The sequence below is a fragment of the Paenibacillus sp. S29 genome, from assembly GCF_049319765.1.
GTDB lineage: Bacteria > Bacillota > Bacilli > Paenibacillales > Paenibacillaceae > Paenibacillus > Paenibacillus polymyxa_B.
In genome coordinates this window covers 45121-67407 of record NZ_JBMOUI010000016.1, presented here as the reverse complement: position 1 = coordinate 67407, position 22287 = coordinate 45121, and the positions used below count along the sequence as shown (strand labels likewise).

Here is a 22287-nt window from a genome sequence, read left to right as displayed (position 1 = left end):
CCGCCTGAAAGGAGACATGAACTCACTTGAGTGTATTACAAAACGGAATCGGGTATGAAAGCCTGCGTTTTTACGGTTCCTTTCAGCCTCAACATATAGAGAAGCTTCAAATTACAAGAGCCATCAACGATCATGCATATTTGATGGTAAGTGGCATGCTGTCGGAAGAACAGGGAGCCGCGTGTATTGGGCAGAACATGGAGGAGGAGCCGATTGTCATCCGCCAATTGGATGAGCAGGGACAGTCGATAAGACGATTGTTCCATGGGATTGTTAGACGTATGTCGGTGCATTGCAGGCGAGGGGTGTATACCTTTGAACTGGAGGCAGCTTCACATTCGTATCAGATGGATATCAAGCTGAAAAAGCGATCCTATCAGGATATTCATCGTACCTATGATGATCTGGTCACAACAATGGTTCGAAAATACCAGTATGGAGATGCCATTGATACCGTCACGAACTATGCCAAACTAGACACTTTTGTTTTACAATATGAGGAGACAGATTGGGCGTTTTTAAAGCGCCTTGCCTCTCGCTTTGGGTCGGTGCTGGTGCCGGAGATCACCGCAGCTTCGCCCAAGGTTTTTTTCGGGATGCCGGAAGGCAAACCGTACAGGGTGGAACGGGATGTATTTTACCGGGTACGGAAAACGTTTCATGAGTTGGACGAGGGAAAGCCGGGAAAACGTGCAGGCTCGTATGTGACTTACGTGATCGAAAGCCTGCAATACTATGCGCTAGGAGATCTCATTACGTTACCGATTGGATCAGGAAAAGAACTGGTTGTCGTTCGGGCGGTGACACGGTTAGAGGATGGCTTGTTGCTCACTCGTTACGATCTCCAGGCCGAACAGGATATCCGCTATGCCCGTTATGAAAACGATAAGGTTACGGGCATTACACTTACGGGTAGTGTGTTAAAGGTACAGCAAGACTTTGTACAGCTCCAGCTAGATATCGATCCCAAACAAGACCCAGCTAAAGCATGCTGGTTTCCGGTGGTCACTCGTTATGTAGCGGAAGAACACAGCGGCTGGTATGATATGCCGGAGATCGGGGAGCGTGTGGAGCTTTACTTGCCGACGAGCCGGGAACATGAAGCGTATGTGACGGATTCGCTACGGCAGCAGCGACACGCAACGGGGCAGCCAGACGTCAAAGTATGGAGACATGCGCAAGGAAGTGGCGTGGACATGTCGGAGCAAGAGCTAACTCTGTCCACCTCGGGGGCATTTTCCATTACACTCCATGAAGGGAGTGGTATAACCGTCAGCAGTCCGGGAAATGTGCAGATTCAAGGCGGTCATGTGAAGCTGGATGCAGGTCAGGAGCTGTCACTTGAGGCGGGAAGTGCATTGTATCTAAAGGGCGGAGCCAGCAGTATGGTGCTGGATGGTGAAACGGATGTTAAAGCCCCAGTGATTGATCAAGAGGGTACGGTGAAGGCTCCAGTGTTCGTCATGGATCTTCCTCCCGTGCCGGAACCGCCGCTGATGAGTATTAAGGCATATGAAGCAGCACAATCCGAAGCAGCGAAGGTTTCATCCAACAGCACAGCAAAGCCCCCGACCGCGAAAATCACGAGCCCGGCAGCTCAAAAACAAGCCGATGCGATGCTGGGTACGGTGTCCAAGCTGTTAGGCTCCATTCCGGTGATGGGAGTAGTGGCGGGAGTTGCGATGGGAGCAGCAGCGCTAATCGGACCTATGGGAATAGCAGCGGGTTCGATTCTGCTCGCAACCGCAGCTATTCCTGTTCGTAGCACAGGAACGAGTCGTGCTGGAGGCGGAGGTGCTAAAGGTGGGTTGCACCCGCTGAAATATTTGGCTGGTTTAGCACTGGAAGGACTCATCAGTCAGTACGAGCACGAGAAAGCCAGGGATGCCTATTATAGCAAGTGGATACTGGGGAAGGTGTTTACGAGTGCACGTGAATTAGGGTTACCCACATCAATGGAGGATATAGTACCCTATATACGGCGGCTTGCAAATGAAGTGGGGGAGGCATACCAACAGATTCCTGCGGATTTGAGACAACGCTGGAAGGTGAATTCCGAAAATTACATGGCCCAACAGTCGAAGCCAAAGGAAGAAGAAAAAGAGCAATCATGGTGGGATCTTATGACGGCAGGCCAGCTCCAGAATGCCGAAAATGAAGCCATTATGGCGAAGCAGATGGCGAACGAGTTGGAGTATACGGCAGATGTGAGTGGAGAAGTGGTATTAGGAGCAGGAGCAGCGGTTGTAACAAATTACTCGTTTGGAATAATGAATAAGGAATATGCTTCAGATCATCCGAAGGCGCGTAAAACAGGTGAAGTGATCGGACATGCCTTGACAACTGTAGCCGGAGTCGTAGAAATGGCTGGTGCTGTGGGGGAAGGATTCTTAGGTGGTTTGGTAACGACCACGGGAGTAGGGGCACCTGTAGGCGTCCTTGCTATGGCACAATCTGCCCTTTTGGGAGCACATGGGGCAGCGGTAACGTATACCGGAGCATCCAATAGTGTGGAAAGTACTAAGGATCTTTATCGAATGTTTAAAAGCGAGGGGCCAAGTAGCTCAGCGCCGTCTAAACCCTCTAGTGCGAAGTCAGGCAAGAGTGAAGGCACACCTTCCTCGGAGAAACCAAGTAAACCAAACGAAAAGCTTCCTGAAACTAAAACTACTGGTGAAGTTGGAAAAAATGTAGTTACTGCAGGTAATAATTTCAAAAAGCATTTTCTCAAACACAAAACACTTTTAGAAAAGAAGCTAGGTACAAAATATCCTAAACTCGAAGCAGATGGGCCTAGATTTTTGCAGGATATTCAAAAAAATATTGATAATGGGACATTTGAATTTGTTGGTAAGGGGACAATAAATAGAGATTCTGGAGTACTTAACATATATAGGGGAGAGGGGCTGACAGTGGTAACAAAGCCTAATGGTGAATGGGTCACGCTTCTTGAACAAGGTAAGGCAATGGACCTGAATATAGTTTTTGTCCCATAAAAATTGGAGGGTATTATATTATGTTAGAAAAAATGAAAGAACTGATAGGGTATAATTCAATAGATGATATCCATTTAACTGGTGTTGTACATGTGGAAGAGGATGGGGTTTCTGAATTTGTTGCTAATACGAATTTTGTATACTTTGAGTTTGGTGATCAGTTTATTGAACTTGAAGCAATAGATGGTTATGGTAGACTTCGTATCACAATAGTTGATTCCTTCAAATATGAAAATGATATTGAAGATATGACTCCTAGTAAAGCTAAGATCGGTGATTTTATATTCACGAACCCATTAGCAACTAATGAAGTGAGTTGTATGATATTTTTCAATTTGGAGATGGAGCATGATGCGTTAATATGTGATGTTTTGCATATTAAATTGATTAACGGGCAGGATTTATTTATTGATCCCTCATTTCTCGGGATTAATATAGGTGGTATAGAACAGAAGCATTTTTGGGAAGAAAACTTTGTGGAGAGAGTCCTGCCAAGAGTGGGGGCTTACCCAAAAGAAACTTGTATTGAATTTAATCATTAAAGACGGTGGAATTGTTTTGCATCAATATGAGTTAGCCGCATGATGGTATCTTTTTTATGTAACGTACGTTATTTAAGTAGGCCCAGTTTTGACCAATTCAGGTCGAAGCTTGTTAGTGTTTCTAATGGACACATGTGATAAATAGCAAAAGAGAAGCTAGATAGATGCGTGTTCTGCCTCCTTTTTCCATTAAGAGTAAGAATGACGGGACTCTCTCCATTTCTACAGAAAGAAAGCGACGATACTGACTTTGGCTTAGTTTGACGCTTTCGTCGGTATCGTCGCTTTTTGAGATTAAAAAGGGGATGGTTATTTGTCCTTAAACAAAAAAAAGGGTCATCTTGTGTTGTATTCTGCATGAATATGATACGTTGCTATGACGTATGGATCGGCTACACTAAGTTGGACAGAAAAAATAAGGGCTTGTAGAATAAGGTTTTGGGGAAACCTTAACAGGGTTCGACTCCCTTCGTCTCCATACTAAAAGCCCTCTCATAGGGCGGATTTTTTTCATTGTTAGTATTAAGACTGTAGACATCTTATAGACCAAAGATGGTAAGATACAATCATAAATATGAATTAAGGAGAATTCAGTGTGAGGTTTTGGTCTGAAGAAGAAAAGGAAAATGTTAATGTAGTTTTTGACACTAAACTAAAGTCTAAACGCAAATACAGATATTATTTTGAATATGCTTGGAGCGAGTCTTCCTTAAATAAAATAACTACTTTAATAATGCTCAATCCTAGTAAAACCGACGAAGATGTTGTTGATCCGACAATTGATAAATGTATTAATGCTATCCATAGACACTTAAATTGCAAAGCTGTAATTATTGTGAATTTATATCCCTGGATAACCCCTAAACCAACTGAGTTATTTAAGCTCAATTACAAACAGATTAGTGGTGGGAATAAGAATAACATGGAGATAATTGAAAAATCTATAGCTAAATCAGATTATGCAATTTTAGCGTGGGGTAAAGATGGGGAGAAATTTCATATGAATCATAAGGTTTTACGTCTTCTAGAACAACAAAAAGAAAAAGAAATTATGTGCTTTGGAGAAACAAAATTCGGTCACCCAGTCCATCCAGGACGCTTGCCAGATAGTATGTTGATACCCCAACCGTTTAAGTTGAAGTGATTTAATGTTAAAGACTACATAAAAATGTATCGATTTGGTTGAAAGCGCTTATTATGATTGGTTTTTTTGATATGGAAAAAGACTTTGGTTTGATAGGTTTGAAAAAAATAGGGTATAAAGTATGGTTTTTTAGAACTAATTTATACTATTCAGTGTTATACTCAATCATATAACATACAAATCGTACCATTCTGGGTGAATTTTTATTAAGGTGGAATAGAACTATGAGAGATGGATATCGAAAGCTAAGAGAAGAGTTTGTGGAAAATTTAAGGAAAGACTTGATTGGTCCTTATGAAGAAAATGAAGTGCTTTATGAGAGTCCTACATCAAGTTACATCATGGGAAGGCTAAGTCCTATTACAGAAAATGTGATAATTGATGAAGTAGATGATAGTTTCTTTGAAGAAAATCAAGAAGAAGATGACGATAATGAGTTTGAATCTATAGAACTTTCAGAGGAGCTATATCCAAGTAAAAATAAACAGAGTTCTGCAGGATTGAAAGTATTTTTACCAAAGGAAACAGATGTAATATTGGCGAAAATAAGATGGGCTGATTATATAGTGCAAGAAACGAATGGGGAAGAATCAAACTCTCGTAAATATAAAAGAGTACCTAAAGAATTCGTAAGAATAATAAACATTACAAATGGAAATATTGAAGGTGAATTGTTAGAGAAAGATGTATATATAAGTTGGATAACTCATAGGTTGCATAATAATAATAAAATGATCTCGATTTACGTTGAAAATAGAAGAAGACAAGAAGAAATTAATGATCCTACTAAGCATGTTTATCAAATTGAACTAATATTAGAATCTACCGATAATACAGAGGTGTTTTTATCTGAATCTTCTGCATATTCTAAGACCGAGGAAGAGGATTATTTTTATAATAAAAAGCCTATTTTCTCTAGAGGATATGGATGTGCTGCTGTATGGGAAGATGTAATTGGTCATACGGCAAAAAGAATATTAACAAGTTTTGTTCCATCCAAGGAGATCAATGGAGTAGATGCTGAGATTTCTAAATTCAGTGGTTATTTTTCAATGTTAAAATACTCAGAGAGCGATAATAAGGAAGAAATTATAAGGGAGTTGCTTGATCTCCTAGGAGACTACAAGATTTGGATTGAGAGACTAAAATCACACGAGTATATGAAGGACCCAGCATACAAGGACATTGGAGATAATAAAATAAAAATCTGCGAAGAGAACTTATCTAGAATGTCAGAGGGGGTTAATATACTCCAAACTAATGATAAGGCATTTTATGCATTTATTTATATGAATAAGTCATTACATTTATCTAGAAGCATGGGAGAGTATTCGAAAAGTACAGAGGAAAATAAAAATTTTAATTATTACAAATATAATCATTCTTTTTGGAGACCTTTTCAAATTGGTTTTGTTCTTCTTAATATTCAAGGGATTGTTTATCCAGAAACACCTGACCGTAATATTTTAGATTTGCTATATTTTCCTACTGGCGGTGGTAAGACTGAAGCCTATTTGGGTGTTATTGCTTTCCTACTCTTTCATAGAAGAATTACTAAAGAAAATTCTGCTGAGTTTGAGAAGGATGGTGGTGTTACAGTAATTGTTAGGTATACACTTAGACTTCTAACAACTCAACAAAGAGATCGGATGTTAAGACTAATCTCTGCATGTGAGATGTTAAGAAATGAAAATACTATGTCTTTCGGAGATAAAGAATTTTCAATAGGATTCTGGGTAGGGAGCACTGTTACGGTAAACAAGTATGCAGATTTAGTTGAAAGTAAATTCAATCAGTCCTATAAAATTGAAAACAAAATAAAAAACTTGAAAGGACAGATACTTAAATGTCCATGCTGTGGTTCAAAACTTGATAATGCATCTTATAAACTTGACATAATTAATAAGAAATTTGAAGTTTTTTGCTCAAACAACGATTGTTATTTCAATAATACCCATATTCCTGTCTATTTGATAGATGAAGACATTTACAAAAAAACGCCTACTGTAATAATTGGCACTGTTGATAAATTTGCTAGAATTACTTTTGAAGAGAAGACAAATCTGTTGTTTGGAAAAAGAAAAATGGAGTGTCCAGATTGCGGAAGTATGTTGGATGCAGAATCTATTAAAAGTTGTACTGACAAAGGCCATAAAATAGGAGACAAACAAAAACAAGCCCAACCATTTTATCCACCAGAACTTATATTACAAGATGAACTTCATCTAATTACAGGACCGCTAGGAACTATTTACGGTAGTTATGAAATGGCTATCGACGAGTTGTCGAAAGTATATGAAAACAAAAAAGTGATTCTTCCTAAGTACATCGCTTCAACAGCAACAATAAAAAATGCTGATAAGCAAATCACTTCTTTATATGCTAGATCAATGTTTAATCAATTTCCTTCTAATGGCCACGATTCTGACGACTCTTATTTCTCGCTTGAAAAAAGTATAAGCGAGCATCCATTTAGAGAATACATAGGAATCAGCTCGCCATATACATCTATGAAAACAACCATTTCACGGGTATATGCTGTTTTACTACAAACAGCGGAAAGATACAAAAACGATCCTACTTATAAGGATTTCATTGATCCTTTTTGGACGTTGGTCGGTTATTACAACAGTAAGAGAGAACTAGGAGGAGCTGTGAGATTAATACAAGATGACATTCCGGCTAGAGCTCTTATATTAAAACAGAGAAATGGTGATAAGTGGGCTAGAAATAGTTTAGTCTACGATGAAATAACCTCACGAAAGAACTCAAGGGAGATTCCTAAAGTTTTGGAAAGATTAGAAACTTCTTTCAACGGAGATGGGTATCCCTATGACGTCGTAGTGGCGACTAACATGATACAAGTAGGTATGGATGTTGAAAGGTTAGGGTTAATGGCGGTAACAGGACAGCCGAAAACAACAGCAGAATATATACAGGCTACTTCTAGAATAGGAAGGAAGACACCTGGCCTAGTGGTAACTATTTATAATGCATATAGATCGAGAGATTTATCGCATTATGAAAACTTCACAACCTATCATTCTCATTTGTATAGGTATGTTGAAGGTAATTCAGCCACGCCTTTCTCTGCAAGATCTAGGGAAAGAAGTTTGCATGCAGCGTTAATAGCAATTTTAAGAGGGAGGTTTGATGAATTAAGGGACAATAAAATTGGCGCTAGAGCTATTGAACGATTAAGTCAAGAAGATATAAATGAAGTTCTCCGTATAGTTAAAGATAGAGTTACAATAGTTGATCATAATAACTGGGAAAAAACATTAGAAGATATTAGATATTTCTATGACGAGTGGATTAACTTGGCTAGAAAACACAAAAATTTATATTATCATGTGTCTTCGTTTAATAGAGGATATAAAATGAAAACCGTCCACCGTTTATTAAAAGTGTTTGGAGAAAACGGTGTTAACCATGAAAAATCAACATTGAATAGCATGAGGAACGTACAAAAAGAAGTAGGGCTTTATTTATGGGAGGAATAAAGGTGGATATCGGAGAACTCAGTCAAAGTCAAATTATTACAACATTCGGTCCTGGTTCAATAATAGATGCAAAGTTAGACTCTGTTGTACCACTCGACATAAGTTATTGGTATAACATTGGAGAAAAAAATGGTAAGAAAATATATTTTAATAAGCTTGCATCTTACCTGAATGTTAAGTATTTTATGGAACCCAAGCAGGGGAAGTCCTCAATACCAGTTATCATTTTTCCTGACTGGCATGTTTGTTCGAAATGTGATTACCTGTTCGAAGTATCCAAAATAGGGAGTTCATTAAAAGAAATATATGATTATAAGGGACTTGTGTGCCCTAGTTGTAAGAAAGGTAAGGCTCATCCATCCCGGTTTATTGTAATGTGTGAGAAGGGGCACATGGATGAATTTCCTTATCGTGAGTATTTGCACGGTGGTAAAACGAACTGTTCAGGGAAGTTGACGCTAAAAACTGGGAGCTATACATCTTCTTTGAACTCATTACAATTAAAATGCGAACAATGTCAGGTTACCAAAAAAATGGGGGACGCATTAAACAAAGATAGTTTTAGTTTTATGCAATGCTCAGGCAGACATGTCCAGAAACCTAAATCAAAGAATGAAAGTTGTGAAGCAGAGATAATACCTAGCTTAAGAGGAGCAACCAATGTTTATTTCTCTATCGTGAGGAGTGCTCTGGAAATTCCGCCGTGGTCTGATCCACGGTTTCAAATTGTGGAAGAGAAAGCTGTACACATAAAACAAATTATTGAAGATCAGCAAAACATGTGCGAAATAGATGAGGAAACATTTGACTATGAAAAAACTCTAAATAGAGCTTTAAGAGTAACATATAAAACTATTGGAGATGAGAACTTTACTTTTGATGAATATAGAGAAATTTTCGAAAAGGTGGCAGAGGGAGTTTCTCAATACAGTGAAATTAAAGAAAGCGAATATAGATCAATCTTGAATCATGAAACAATAAGTAAGAACTACTTATCGAGCTTTCTTGCTACAGACGTAGAAATACCGTCATATTTCCTACAATATTTTTCAAGAATTATTCGCATTGAAAAAGTTAGGGAAGTAACCGCTTTGAAAGGTTTTGCTCGTGGTACTTATCCTGATCCTGAAAGTGACAGTTCTGCTAGTGAGGTTAATCTTTCTGGTAGAGACATTGGTTGGCTGCCAGCAATAAGAACAAACGGAGAAGGTATATTTCTTGAGCTTAACCAAGTTGAAGTTCAAAACTGGCTAAAGCGTTTTAACTCAAGTGCTATTTCCGATGTTTATAATGATGAATTTAAATCGTTTACTGAGAAAAAAGGGTGGGAATATAAAAATAAAAAAGATGTTGTATATGTTCTACTACACACACTTTCCCATATTCTAATAAGAGAATTAGCTTTACATTGCGGTTATTCAACAACAGAATTAAAAGAACGAATTTATTATAGCGATAATATGTGCGGTTTACTTATATATACGGGAAGCGGTGATTCGGAAGGAACTTTAGGGGGATTGGAGGAGATGGGGAAAATCGAAAACTTTAAGAATATACTGTTGGAAGGACTTAAAGCTGCTTTAACATGCTCAGGTGATCCAAGTTGTGTAACAAGTAATCCAGGTAATGGTGAGTTAAACGGAGCGGCTTGCCATGCTTGTTCAATGATCCCAGAAACAGCTTGTGAAAACGGAAATAGACTTCTCGATAGGAGACTGGTTGTGCCTACCAGTTCTAATTCTATTAAAGGATACTTTGAGGATTTAATAGTGACAATATGCGGAATAACTATAGATTAGATTACCTTTCAGATGAAATAGAGTCTCAAAGAGGACTTTTAGAGACCTTAATATCAAGTGATAATATTCTTGATTTCTTGAAATCGAATAGTGAGATTACTAGGTTGATAGATTCCAACTTTCCAAGTATTTCTTTAGAGGACAAGAAAAATCTTGTGTATTTACTTATAAAGTCTAATAAATTAAATAACATGGATAAGACTCATATGGTTTGGTCAGGACCAGAGGTTGCCGGGATACGAGGAAGAAATACTCAAGTTTTGTTTGAAGAACTAATTCAAGAAGCTAGGTACAGTATTCTTATTTCCATATATTCATTGAGTGAATATGCGAATAAATTAATACAACTGTTAAAGAAAAAGGCTGATCAGGGAGTTTATGTTGAAGTTTTTGTTGATGATTATGAAGGAAAAACAAAACTTTTATCTCCACTCATGAATGCTAGAAATAATAAACTGTCGATTTATGATTATGTAGGAGCGACAAATCACACTCAGGCACTTCATGCAAAAGTAATTACAGTTGATGGTGAAAAGTCAGTGGTAACCTCAGCTAATCTTTCTTTTAATGGAATGGACGGAAACTTAGAGCTAGGGGTATTATTGCAATCAAAAGAACGTGCTAAAGAAATAAGATCTATATTTAACACAATGCTTGAAAAAGGATATTTCGTTAAAAAAAGAAATAAATAAGCTCTTTTTTTGTACATCTTTACGTTTGGTAGTTAATTTTTGTATAGTAATAGGTTATAATATTGAAAAAAACTTAGGAGTAAAGTATGAATTTTATAGACTTGTTTGCCGGGGCGGGTGGGCTTTCTGAAGGATTCATACGTCAGGGATTTGAGCCCATAGCACACATAGAGATGGATAAATATGCTGCACAGACGTTAAAGACGCGTGCAGCCTTTCATTATTTGAAACAAAATAAGCAACTTGATTTTTATTACGCTTATCTAAGAGGCGAGATAGATCAAGATAAACTCTATAGTGAAGTAGATGCTAGGATTTTAAATTCTGTGATGAATATGGAAATCTCAGATTCAACTATTGATGAAATCTTCAAAATCATTGACGATAATCTTGTAAGTAATGGGATAAATTCAATTGATGTTCTTATAGGAGGACCACCTTGTCAAGCATATTCGTTGGTTGGTAGGGCTCGTGACCCATACAAAAAAGAAAATGATCCACGAAACTATCTTTATCAACAGTATGTTAAATTTCTTAGAAAATATGAGCCAAAGTTATTTTTATTTGAGAATGTCCCTGGTATTTTAACTGCTGGAAAAGGACATTTATTTGAAGATGTACAGAGGATTATGAATGAGGCTGGATATAATATTGAAGCAAAAGTTCTTGACGCAAGTTTTTTCGGTGTGTTACAAAAAAGAAGACGTGTTATCTTAGTTGGATGGAAAAAGGGCAGTGATCTCTTTTATCCTAAATTCAATAAAGCAACCCATAATTTTTCAGTAAACGATTTGTTGTCTGATTTGCCAGCACTTAATCCGGGCGAAACTAGAGATTATCACTATAAATCTTCTCCCAGTAGATATCTTATAGATTTCGGTATTCGTGATGATACTGATATTTTAGTGCAGCATATTAGTAGAAATCACAACAGTCGGGATAGGGATATATATAAATCAGCGATTGAGAAATGGAACAAAGAAAAAAAACGGTTGAAGTATACTGATGTACCCGAGGCTAAAAGAACTCATAAAAACGTTACTTCTTTCTTAGACCGTTTTAAAGTGGTAGCCGGTGATATTGGCTATTCACATACTATGGTTGCACATATAGCAAAAGACGGGCATTACTATATTCACCCAGACATTAATCAATTACGTTCTTTGTCCGTAAGAGAAGCAGCTAGAATTCAATCCTTCCCTGATAACTTCTTTTTTGAAGGGCCGAGAACAGCGGTGTTTACGCAAATCGGGAATGCAGTTCCACCTCTTATGGCAGAAAGTCTTGCCAAAAAAATAAATTTATTATTGCAAGGCAAACTTCCCAGACAAATTGAGTTAATTATATGAAACGTTAATTGGTAAGTTTCGGATATACATTGTGGTTCGAGGGCCATTAAGAAGGGTATCTTGAGAATTCTCAAGATACCCTGTTTTATTTGTTTTGAATGAAAGGAGAAAATTATTATGAGTATAGTTGATGGAGAAATAATGAGTTTATTATCACAAGCTTTAATGAAAGAGGCGAACAGTAGAATTATATATTGACAATTAAGTAATTTCCCTACTTTGCTAAATTTAATGGATACATTCGAATCAGAACTTAGTAATATTGCTGGTATAGATACCGAACGAGCAAAATAAATTATTTTATAAATTTAGGTGATGATGTTTGGAATCATGGTGGAGAAATTGATTATGTTAAAAATTCTAGCCGTATAGATAAGTACACTTTCTACAAATAATGAGTATTATTCAACTAGAAAAGGAATAATGTTGTATGTTAAAAAAAAGCAGTTAATGCGATACTCTTTGCAGTGATTTTCTTTGTAACAGCAGATCAGACTAATGCTGCTCTTCCTAAGTACTTGTTTAATCTTATTCTTAAAGTAAACAATGTTGAAGTCACATCTGATGCAAATCCTTATATCGAACGAACAACAAATACAACGTATGTTCCAATTAGATTTGTATCAGAGAATTTTGGAGGGAAGTAAGTTGGAATAGAGGAAAACAGGAGGTTACAATCCGTTCCGAAAAGGTAATACGTAAGTCTGACTATTAGAAGTAAAGTGGCGTATGTAAACGATAAAGAAAAGTTGATGCCTAGTTCACCTGTTATGCCAGTATTGCCTAACCGTGTTATGGTGCTTCTCAGATTTGTTTCAGAGGTTATGGGCGCTACTGTCGACAGTACCAAAAAGGATGAGACTTTGTGTATAAACATTACTAAGCCTAATTAATTATATTGCTCCTGTATTTGAAACGTCAGGTATAAAAATGGATAAACAAATGATAAGTTAACAGGGTAATCTCAATTAATAGGAAGGCAATTTTATTAAATGTCCCGTCCGTTTCTGTAGACGAATAATAGACCGGAGCCTCAATACTTTCTAAAATATTATAAAGTTCATTAATGTCGAATAACGAACTGATTTCCCTCAATGCCTTACCCCGTAAGACTTGAAGGAGAATGATGACTTTATTTAATTCAAGTTAAAAAATGAGGGACAGGGGTTCGACTCCCCTTACTCCATATTCAGTACCAGACGGACACCATTTGGTGTACTTTTTTCTCGTTCGTACTACCACCTCAGGCTCTAGGGTTTTGTCTTATCTGACGTCGAATGGGACAGATTTCTAATGAGGTACATGGTAGTACCTCTGAATGCAGTAGCCCCGTCGCCAGATTTCCTTCGGGTCAGTCTGTTTGTCTTCTTTTGTCTTTCTCAGTCGAAGACAAGTCAGCGCTTCCCGCCTAACAGTGCGGCTAGGGCTTCTTCATCGTCTTAGTTGTCCCTGTTCTCAAGTATTGTTTTGGTTAAATCATCTGTTGCTCCAATACAATTGTTTCTTGTATACCAAATAAAATCCCTGTCACTCGAATATACATATCTTTGAGAGTCGCTAGCGGTATAGCTGTTCATGATTGCAATAGCCTAGCTTCAGGCGAAAGGTACTGAGTTGGCAATTCTTCTTCGAATCTTCCAAGCAACAAGACATTCTTGCTTAGCGGTGACATCAGTTTTTCTTAATCCAAAGCCCGGCCCCCAAATCGTTTCTTGAGGTATTGTACAGTGCAAATTCACGGGAGAATCAGATCAAATGAAATATCCGGTCTGTTCATCCGCCAGAAGAACAGACCATTTTCGTTCCAGAAGCAAAGGAATGATGGTATTTAGAGAAGTCATCATATTGTTTAAATGGATATGGTTATGGAACGAAATTGTGTATTGGGAGTTGGTGTTTACGAGTTCTTTCATTTCCTCATATATTGTTGAGTTATCTACTTCATTACCGGATTCAATCATCTTTGTACGGTAGGACTCGTAATGTTCAGGACTCTGGAAAATCATCTGCATCCACACCTGCATCGCATCACTCATTGCTTCATCAAAAACTTCACGCCTTGAAGGAACTCTGCATGCCAACAAAGCTATGAAGTTGATAAGAATGACATAGTCATCCCCTTCAGGCATTGTTTGGTTCTGAATCAGATTTTTGATTATGGGTCCTCCCATAGTCTCAAATTGAGCAAGAGCCTTCTCAAAATCATCGGATTCACCGTCTGGAACTTCAACACGGTAAAAATTGTTCTGATTATGCCACGTTTCGAGGTTTAGCTCCCCATTGATTTACCGTAGTCTGATCAAACACCCAGAAAAGACTATCCTTTGCTCCTAAATTGGTGAAACCGGCCAGATAAAACTGCGGCAAGAAATGATGTTTACGCGCGGTTTGTTTGCCATACATAACACCTCGTTACATTATGTTTTCATACCAAGTTCTTTAAAAGGCTGTATTGGTAGTAAATTTACACAAAATCTATTGACTTTGTCTCTCTACCTCGAAGTTTCTTTATTTTACTATGTCTAGGGTTCTTCATTCTATATAAAGTAATATGAGAAGAACATAGTATCTGAAATGTAATACAACTCCTATATGAAGAGAACGACAATTCCTTTGACAGTGAGTTCACGTTATGGGAATATGGGTGCATCTCGTTTCAGAATATTGAATGTTTATCGTCCGAGTTTTAAAAGGGAAATCATTTTTTTAAACGTAATACTTGTTGTCTGACTTTATTTCGTTGTGATTCATATTGTTCTGTCACTTCGTGATGATGTCTTTTTTGCTCGTTGTGATTCCTGTTTTTAAAGCTTTCTATGGCTTTACTGATTTCAGAACGGTAGCCATCTGGATCAAGTTGTTTTTTCATCTCATTCTTTCCCCAAGACTCTCCATCTAACCAAGCCATTTGAAGTTGCACAGCGACTTCATCCGCAAGTGCTTCGGTTGGAAGCTCTATAATTAATTTTTCAACGACCCCATCTCTTAACACCACACAGTACCTATTGTTTTCAACTATTGAATAGTACAATAATAGTTCCTCCTTTTAGAATGTTGTTTATCGCACGAAAATCTCAATAAAAGACAAAATTCAATATGATAGCTGATTTTATGCAATTAAAGTGTTAAATACATTCTTGTGGTGAATCATCCAATATTATTGCCATTCGGAGATTCTAATATTTAATGAATATAAAAAATCCTATTGTCAATAAATAGAGACGTAAGCTAAAGGGAGAACAATGATGCCCCTAAAATCGGATTCTTTAAAAAATGTATGATTATGCTTCGGTGACATCCAGTTTCAGCATGTTAAATTATACTTGTTCTAAAGCGATACGAGAAGGTTGGTTTGAGATTGCCCAACATAATGGGGCATGAAACGTTTGTATTAGGTAGAACCCAAAAGGATATGAAATCTATTTATACTTGACAGAGTGTGTGGAGGGAGAAGATTGCAGGGGTCTTCAGGGTTTAGACCAAGAGATTTATTTGCAAAGTTCACCTTATGAAGTTGGCAAACAGATGATGGAATAAATAACGGATTCTTTTTTTTGGTTATGATTTGATTTCTACGGAGACATTGTACTTTAGGAGGATGAAAGGTGTATCTAGTTTATCTAGTTTAGCTTCAATTATTTATTCTGAAGGGAGAATTCAAAAGCTAAAAAAGGTGCCTTGCATCCTGAATATCAGGGGAGGACTGGATTAGAGAGCAAACATAGGAAAGCAATGGTTGTTGGAATGTCTACTAAAGTGCACATCTATCAGGAATATTAAGATCGTCCGTAAAAGGAAGTGTGATCGAACATTTGGATAGTGGATTTGTTTACGAAAGGAGTATTCACGAGATCCAGAAATCAATGTATCATCAAGGAGCTTCTAAGTTGTTGGACTACATCCACTGATTAAAGCTATCATCATTATGGAGCAATTGAATGTTTCTGGTTTAAGCCGTTCGGGCTCTGTTAATTATGAAAAGGTAATGTAGTTTGCAGCAAAAAGATACTTTAATAAAACTGAAATTGATCAATACCGCGAAGCTAAAAATATATCTACCGGATACAATTACACTGTGCTCTATAAGAAAATAAAAGGCATGAATTTTTAAAAGATAAGTAAGAATATTGTCTGAATTGAGTCCGTATCGTTAAATTACTTTAGATATTCTGAGGAAATAAAGATAAACGTGTTTAATTCAAGCTATATGTGGTTAATAACCGCCATAAGACGCTTTGAAACAACAATTAAAAATAACACTAACAAGACGACACTGCAGAAAATATGTAGTGTCGTTTTTTTAGAGGTTACATGTGAAAATCTCTATTCTTAATTTTATTTATGAGAAGATAAAAATAGATCAGCTAATTAATTCGTTTCCCGAAAGGAGAAGGAGATATATTTCCAAAGAGGAAAACCGCATTTTCAGCACGGTGTTTCTTGTCGAGCAACCATATCTGATAACGGACTGTGGGCCAGAAGTCAAACTTAGCATTGGTTTTTATATCGATTATTATAGCCGAGTGATTTACGCTTTGGAGGTTGGTAATATTGATTACCAGGAAGGTAGGTTTTCTTCATGGAATCTTTGATGTGGAATAATAAAAACTGGCTACAAGAAGACCAAGAATTCTCACCAAAACGGAGAGTAGATAATAAAATCAGCTGGCAAAGGCCTCACATCATCGGAAGTTTTCACAGTAGAAAGATGAAGCGTACTGTCGAGTACCACTCATTGAATGAGTGTTTATTTTATTATTTTCTAGAGGTGGATGTTTCAACATTATATTACTATGTTCAACCCATTGAAGTCCCCATTCCATGTAAAACAAAAAAATTAGAGGGGGAATTTTGGTTACATGTGCCTGATGTTCTGGTATTTCGAAATGGTTGTCCTCCTTTGTTATATCAGATAAAAGAGGCACCAGACGACCCTAGTAAAACGTTTCAGCAATGCAATGAGTTTTGTGAGAAGTTTGCTGCCCATAAGGGCTGGAACTATGATGTGATTTATCCTAAAACTTTGCCGCAAACAGTGCTAAACAATATACAAATGCTTCAAGGCCATCTTCGGGAGCGCAGACTATATCCATCAATTAGAAAGGATGTCATGTTCAAGATGATGATGAATGGTCCCGTGTCAATTGAAGAATTATCTTGTAGCTTTCCTTCGTATTCTTCAGCTGATATAAAACCATTTTTGTACCACCTGATTGCAACAGGAGAGGTGGAAACAAATATGAATATAGTCATTTCTCAACATACCGTAATCGAGCTAAATGTAGCTACGACCGCCCATCCCTTAAATGAGTTATATCAAATAGCTTTTGGTAATCGAATATGAAGATTACTTTGAATGTGAATGAAGAAATCCACTTCATGGGAAGGAAGCATAGATTAATTGCTATTAAGGGGAGTCATGTTGTACTGCAGCGTTCGGATGGAGATAATGAAACCTTTAAATATAGTCTTGAAAAACTTGTTTCCGATTCGACCTTTCGGGGTGGGAAAACGATCGCTCGTGTCGAACAGAGAAAGTATGAATCCATACTTGAAAAGTTACCTGAGCATAAGCGCGAAGAAGTATCGTGGAAGTACGAATTAATCCGTCCCATATTACTTCTTTCCAGAATCAAGCAAAATGATATGAAAGCACTGCTTGAGTTTTCAGATAAATACCTAAAAACATACGTGAACAAAAACGAGAACATTACAAAGTTGTCTCAAGAGGAGCTGGCTACAAGAATATTAGTGAACAGCAAGAACGAAGGGAAAAAACTGGCACGTTCAACGCTCATGAGGTATGTGAAGGCTTACCGCGATGGAATGAAACAGGGTGTACCCATGGCATTGGAGTGTTTTGTTAAAGCTACAGATATTAATTACATACAGAGAAAAGACACAATAGCTATTGAGATCTGTAGCCCACGACACCCTGAAGTTGTGGTCGATGTTGTCTATACCAAGTATGCAGATGAATACCACTCCATTATTAAAGAAACGATTGAGAAAGATTATTTAAACACTAGACGTCTTAAAGCTAGTGCGATATTTCGCATTATGGAGGCTAAATGTACAAAAAGTGGTTTGAAACCGATTCCCGAAATTACAGTTCGTTCTCTTTTAAAACAGTTAAGTCCAAAGACGGTTGCAATTTTTAGAGACGGAAAGAAGGGAATTGAGTCTTACAGCACAACGCAACGTGGGTATTCGGAAACCGCAGCCCAGTATCCTCTACATATGGTACAGATCGACCATACGAGATTGGATATTATTGTGGTTGATGAAAAGACAGGTTTGGCTATTGGTAGACCTGTTATCACGCTGGGCATTGATGTTTTTACAAGGATGATCTGGTGCATGCATTTGTCATTTGATGAGCCGTCAGCCAATAAAGTTCGAAAAGCGATTGAACATGGTATATTCCCTAAGGGGGCCAAAGAACGCTATGGCACGACCAATGAATGGTCTATATTTGGTATCCCTTCAGTCATTTTCTTAGATAACGGTTCAGACTTTACAAGTGTGAACGTTAAAAGAATGATAAACGAAACGCTTGAATCGGAAGTCCGCTATCGTCCTAGAAAAACTCCCCATTATGGTGGAGTAATTGAACGACTGATGGGCTCAATCAACACACAGATTATTCACAACCTCCCAGGTTCCACAGGTTCTAATGTCATGGACAAAGGTGATCGGGATCCAGTTAAAGAAGCGAAACTTACACTAGCTGAATTGGAGAAGATCGTAGCCAAGTATATCGTTGACATCTACCATTTTGAAAAACATAGGGGCTTGCCGGATGACTGCAACGTTCCTATCCTCAAGTATGAAGATGGTGTGGACATTTATGGTAATCCACCTATTGTAGAACCTCAACTAAGAGAATTTTACCACATCGAATTGTTACCAACCGAGCTTAAACCCTATACCCGCAAAGATGGAATCACAATGGATCATATCCATTATAGGGCCGATCATTTGGCACACCTTGTGAATAAGAGGGAGGTCAAATATAAAATTAAATACGATGATGATGATATATCACATATATTTATTCAATTACCTGACTCGAAAGAATATGTTGAAGTGGTTGCTTCCTCTCCTCCTCCAGAGGTGCTTCAAGATATAAACCGCTATACCTGGAATAAAATCAAAGACAACCTTCGGAAAACAGGTTATCTAAAACGGAAAAATCGATTGGATAATGAGACAGTTCAAAAAGCCAAAGAAGAATTACAGGATTTAATTGCTAATTCTTACAAACCAAAACTTACTGCGCGAAAAATGAATGAACGAATGGGGGGGAAAATAGCGATCTCTTTAACGAATAATTTAATCTTAGAAGGAAACAACGATTTGGATGAATTACTATTGGGGGCTAAAGCCATTTTTGCCGAGATGGAGGATATAAAATGAAAAATATAGTAGAACAAAAGGAAACTCAATCTTTAGCCTATAGAGTTGCGAATCTACATGTTCGTTTTCCGAAAATTGAACAAGTATGGTATGTACTCGACTCCATCCGAACTCAAAACAAGTTTAAACAAGGTACAACACAGTATGGTAAGCGGCATATATCTGTTATCGGTCCCTCTGGAGTTGGAAAGTCGCAAGCATTATTAAAATATGAAGAGCTCAACATGGGATACACCGAGGTGAGTCCAGATAACTCTAAAGAAGTTGATATTAAGCCAGTTGTATATATGGAGTTGCCAGATCCCTTCACCATTAAAGAGCTATATCAGCAGATCTCCTATGCTTTGGGTTTTCCAGAAATGCCACGACGCATATCTATTGGTGATGCACAACGTCAGGCATTTCATTTGCTTATGGAACAAAAAGTAGAAGTACTTATTTTAGATGAGATGGACTATATTCTTACCTCCAATGTCCCTCATAAAGCAGCCATGAATGCACTCAAGAAAATAGCCAATAAAGCAAACATCACTCTTGTACTGGCAGGAACTCCTGAAGTGGAGACTCTACTAAAAATAAACTTTCAGAACTATCGACGGTACCCTAAATTGTACATTAACCGGTTTGAAAGGTGTGATGAAGAGTGGTGCCGATTACTGTCAAGAATAGAGGAAAGTCTGGCACCTGAAAAACCTATAGGTTTGGGGGACCCTGCGACAAAACTGCCACAGATTTTACACACCATGAGTTCTGGATTGATGGGGATCCTCACGCCCGTACTTCAAGAAATGTACAGCCTCCTTGGTGTATTCGACGGAGAATATGCGGATGTAACGTTCACATCAGAAACGATAGAAGTACTCAGGAGAGCTTATCAGAATATAAATGGTGATTTACCAATAGAAGAGTTTAAAACGATGTTGGCTAAAGGCTATTAATATATGCTTTCTGGGAAATAATGATAGTATCATTATTTTCCGGAAGGTGATTTTTCTTGAAAACTAAAGGTAACTGTGCACTTCCCTCTAGAACTTTTTATATTGAAGGAGAGTCTCTGTTTAGTTATCTCCTACGAACTGCCGAAAACAATGGAGTTACATTGATTTTATTGATGAATATGATTAGAAAAAATGAGAAGTACTTACTTCACGCAGGAGATATTCGTAGGATTGATTACTATCCTGAAAGTGTATTTAATATTGAAAAGTTATCTAAACTTACAGGCATCAGTCAATCTGATGTGAACAAAGGTAGCTTCACGAATGTTGTAAATACCTTTGGATATTCTACAAATGGAGAGCAAGCTCGTTTTACAAACGATATGATACGTGCAACTCTTCATTTCTGCCCTCAATGCTTGAAAGAAAATCGAGGTTACGATTTGTTATGGAAGGTAGAAGGAATTGATTCTTGTCAAAAACACAATCAAAGGCTCGTAAATAAGTGCAGTTACTGTAATCATCGGATAAATTATAACGAGATTACGAGCTTGAGACGCTGTCCCCACTGCGATCAACTTTTAACAGACATACCAGCAGAGCCTACACATGAGGGAAATAGTATAGCACGTCAGAAATCCGTACGAACCAATATGAATCAACTTATCTACGGGGATAAGTTGCATTTTGAAGTTCAGAGTCTTGCGCAGAAATTGTTATTTTTGTTAAATGATTCTCAGTCTATGTATCATCCTGAAATAGTTAAAAAGTCATTGGATGGATACACTTTAGCCCACCTTCTCCAATACGCACGAAATACTATTAAAGCCAAAAAGATTTTAAAACTAAATTTTGTATTCAACGTTCTATACAAGAATAAGGTATGTATAAACGACCTGTACAAAATGAAAATACCTCCAGAATTCTTAGAGTCATTATTAAAGGATACATCTACTCAGTGGACTCGAGGGCATATGTGCATAGCCCCATGGTGTAAACAAAAAGATCAACCAGGTAGCCTTGTATCTACAAACACTAAACATACCCATAAGTCAGGCAAAGGTTTGTCCCATTATTTAATTTGTAAAGAATGCTTCTGTGAGTATGCTTTTAATCAGGAGAAGAAATTAATTGAACGAACCAGTTTTATTGCTGTGTATGATGTTTTGACCAAGCGTGATATAAGCAATATGAGTTGGTTGGATAAAAAGAAATGTTTCTTTATGAATAAAGAGCGTATTAGGCGAGGAGTGGCATATTTTAATGTAAGGCAAATCTTATTGGAGAAAACGGCTAAAGCTCAATATGAAGTCAACGAATTATTGTTAGAAATGTTCATATCAGCGTTGAAACAAGGACAAGATATAGCCCAAATCCGATTTTGGCCGAAATGGAATGGGTATGGCCAATATCTTTTGCACCGATACCATCCAGCAGTGATGAGAGAATTATTTAATAGAAGATATAATAAAGAGAAAATGATATTCAGTGATCATACCTTTGAACATGAAGTTCAATTTATATGTGAACAACTAATTGTCTTGGATATTTCTATTACTCTACCTAATGTATCTAAAGAGTTAGGAATCTCCACATCCACCCTCTATAAAAGAGGTGGAGCAAGGGTAGTGCATAATCATAAAGAGATTCAATTGAAACGAAGAAGAGAACATTTGTTCTTGAATATATCAAAAAAAGCAATTTCATATATCGGTGAATGTTCAGAACATGTTTATTCGCAAAAACTATACGCTTTTCTTGGTATAAGGCACGGTTACCTAAAAAAAGTTATACCAGAGCTAGTTGAGCAAATTGAAGAATGGCGGGAGGAGCGTAACAGCGAGATACAAAGGTCAGGGGATTTGGTTTTCTCAATAAACATTCCAGATTATTAAAATATCTAAT

Annotated in this window: 15 protein-coding genes; 13 read left to right on the top strand and 2 right to left on the bottom strand. The window is 37.4% G+C overall.

Features of this window, described 5'->3' with window-relative positions; translation table 11 throughout:
- The first annotated feature begins 26 nt into the window (after positions 1-26).
- The 9 genes from ACL9RM_RS22675 to ACL9RM_RS22635 all read left to right on the top strand — a co-directional run bounded on the left by ACL9RM_RS22675 (position 27) and on the right by ACL9RM_RS22635 (position 12918).
- Positions 27-2996 carry a contractile injection system protein, VgrG/Pvc8 family gene (locus tag ACL9RM_RS22675; RefSeq protein WP_336077682.1) on the top strand — a complete coding sequence of 990 codons (2970 nt, stop codon included), beginning with the start codon at positions 27-29 and terminating at the stop codon, positions 2994-2996.
- 20 nt (positions 2997-3016) lie between these two features.
- The gene (locus ACL9RM_RS22670; protein WP_209940409.1) at positions 3017-3538 is read left to right on the top strand and encodes a hypothetical protein; all 522 of its coding nucleotides are present in this window, start codon (positions 3017-3019) and stop codon (positions 3536-3538) included.
- A gap of 595 nt (positions 3539-4133) precedes the next feature.
- Positions 4134-4682: a DUF1643 domain-containing protein gene (locus ACL9RM_RS22665; protein WP_209940408.1), complete on the top strand. Its 549-nt coding sequence runs from the start codon at positions 4134-4136 to the stop codon at positions 4680-4682.
- Between the two features lie 224 nt (positions 4683-4906).
- Positions 4907-8185 carry a DISARM system helicase DrmA gene (gene drmA / locus ACL9RM_RS22660; protein ID WP_209940407.1) on the top strand — a complete coding sequence of 1093 codons (3279 nt, stop codon included), beginning with the start codon at positions 4907-4909 and terminating at the stop codon, positions 8183-8185.
- A 2-nt stretch (positions 8186-8187) separates the two neighbouring features.
- A complete protein-coding gene (gene drmB, locus ACL9RM_RS22655; RefSeq protein WP_209940406.1) occupies positions 8188-9984 on the top strand; it encodes a DrmB family protein in 1797 nt (598 codons plus the stop codon).
- On the top strand, positions 9963-10676 hold the full coding sequence (locus tag ACL9RM_RS22650; RefSeq protein WP_209940405.1) for a phospholipase D-like domain-containing protein: 714 nt from the start codon (positions 9963-9965) through the stop codon (positions 10674-10676). The genes drmB and ACL9RM_RS22650 overlap by 22 nt, the downstream gene beginning before the upstream one ends.
- An 86-nt stretch (positions 10677-10762) precedes the next feature.
- Positions 10763-12025, top strand: a complete 1263-nt coding sequence (locus ACL9RM_RS22645) for a DNA cytosine methyltransferase (protein WP_414126563.1) — start codon at positions 10763-10765, stop codon at positions 12023-12025.
- A 467-nt stretch (positions 12026-12492) separates the two neighbouring features.
- Entirely contained in the window at positions 12493-12672 is a 180-nt protein-coding gene (locus ACL9RM_RS22640) for a stalk domain-containing protein (RefSeq protein ID WP_336077687.1), read from the top strand.
- A 57-nt stretch (positions 12673-12729) separates the two neighbouring features.
- A complete protein-coding gene (locus ACL9RM_RS22635; RefSeq protein ID WP_280922045.1) occupies positions 12730-12918 on the top strand; it encodes a stalk domain-containing protein in 189 nt (62 codons plus the stop codon).
- Positions 12919-13776: 858 nt separating this feature from the next.
- Here the strand turns inward: ACL9RM_RS22635 and ACL9RM_RS22630 are convergent.
- Both ACL9RM_RS22630 and ACL9RM_RS22625 read right to left on the bottom strand, forming a co-directional pair.
- Entirely contained in the window at positions 13777-14310 is a 534-nt protein-coding gene (locus ACL9RM_RS22630) for a DUF4238 domain-containing protein (RefSeq protein WP_336077826.1), read from the bottom strand.
- A gap of 413 nt (positions 14311-14723) precedes the next feature.
- Positions 14724-15056, bottom strand: coding sequence for a hypothetical protein (locus tag ACL9RM_RS22625; RefSeq protein WP_209940402.1), 333 nt, complete (start codon positions 15054-15056; stop codon positions 14724-14726).
- A 1548-nt stretch (positions 15057-16604) separates the two neighbouring features.
- On the opposite strand from ACL9RM_RS22625, the gene ACL9RM_RS22620 reads away from it, so the two are divergent.
- The 4 genes from ACL9RM_RS22620 to ACL9RM_RS22605 are packed head-to-tail and all read left to right on the top strand — an operon-like array spanning position 16605 to position 22277.
- Positions 16605-17369, top strand: coding sequence for a hypothetical protein (locus tag ACL9RM_RS22620; protein ID WP_209940401.1), 765 nt, complete (start codon positions 16605-16607; stop codon positions 17367-17369).
- Positions 17366-19444 (top strand): Mu transposase C-terminal domain-containing protein, encoded by a 2079-nt coding sequence (locus ACL9RM_RS22615; protein WP_209940400.1) that lies wholly within the window; start codon positions 17366-17368, stop codon positions 19442-19444. The genes ACL9RM_RS22620 and ACL9RM_RS22615 overlap by 4 nt, the downstream gene beginning before the upstream one ends.
- Positions 19441-20382 (top strand): TniB family NTP-binding protein, encoded by a 942-nt coding sequence (locus ACL9RM_RS22610; RefSeq protein ID WP_209940399.1) that lies wholly within the window; start codon positions 19441-19443, stop codon positions 20380-20382. The genes ACL9RM_RS22615 and ACL9RM_RS22610 overlap by 4 nt, the downstream gene beginning before the upstream one ends.
- A gap of 56 nt (positions 20383-20438) precedes the next feature.
- Positions 20439-22277, top strand: a complete 1839-nt coding sequence (locus ACL9RM_RS22605) for a TniQ family protein (RefSeq protein WP_209940398.1) — start codon at positions 20439-20441, stop codon at positions 22275-22277.
- The last annotated feature ends 10 nt before the right edge of the window (positions 22278-22287 follow it).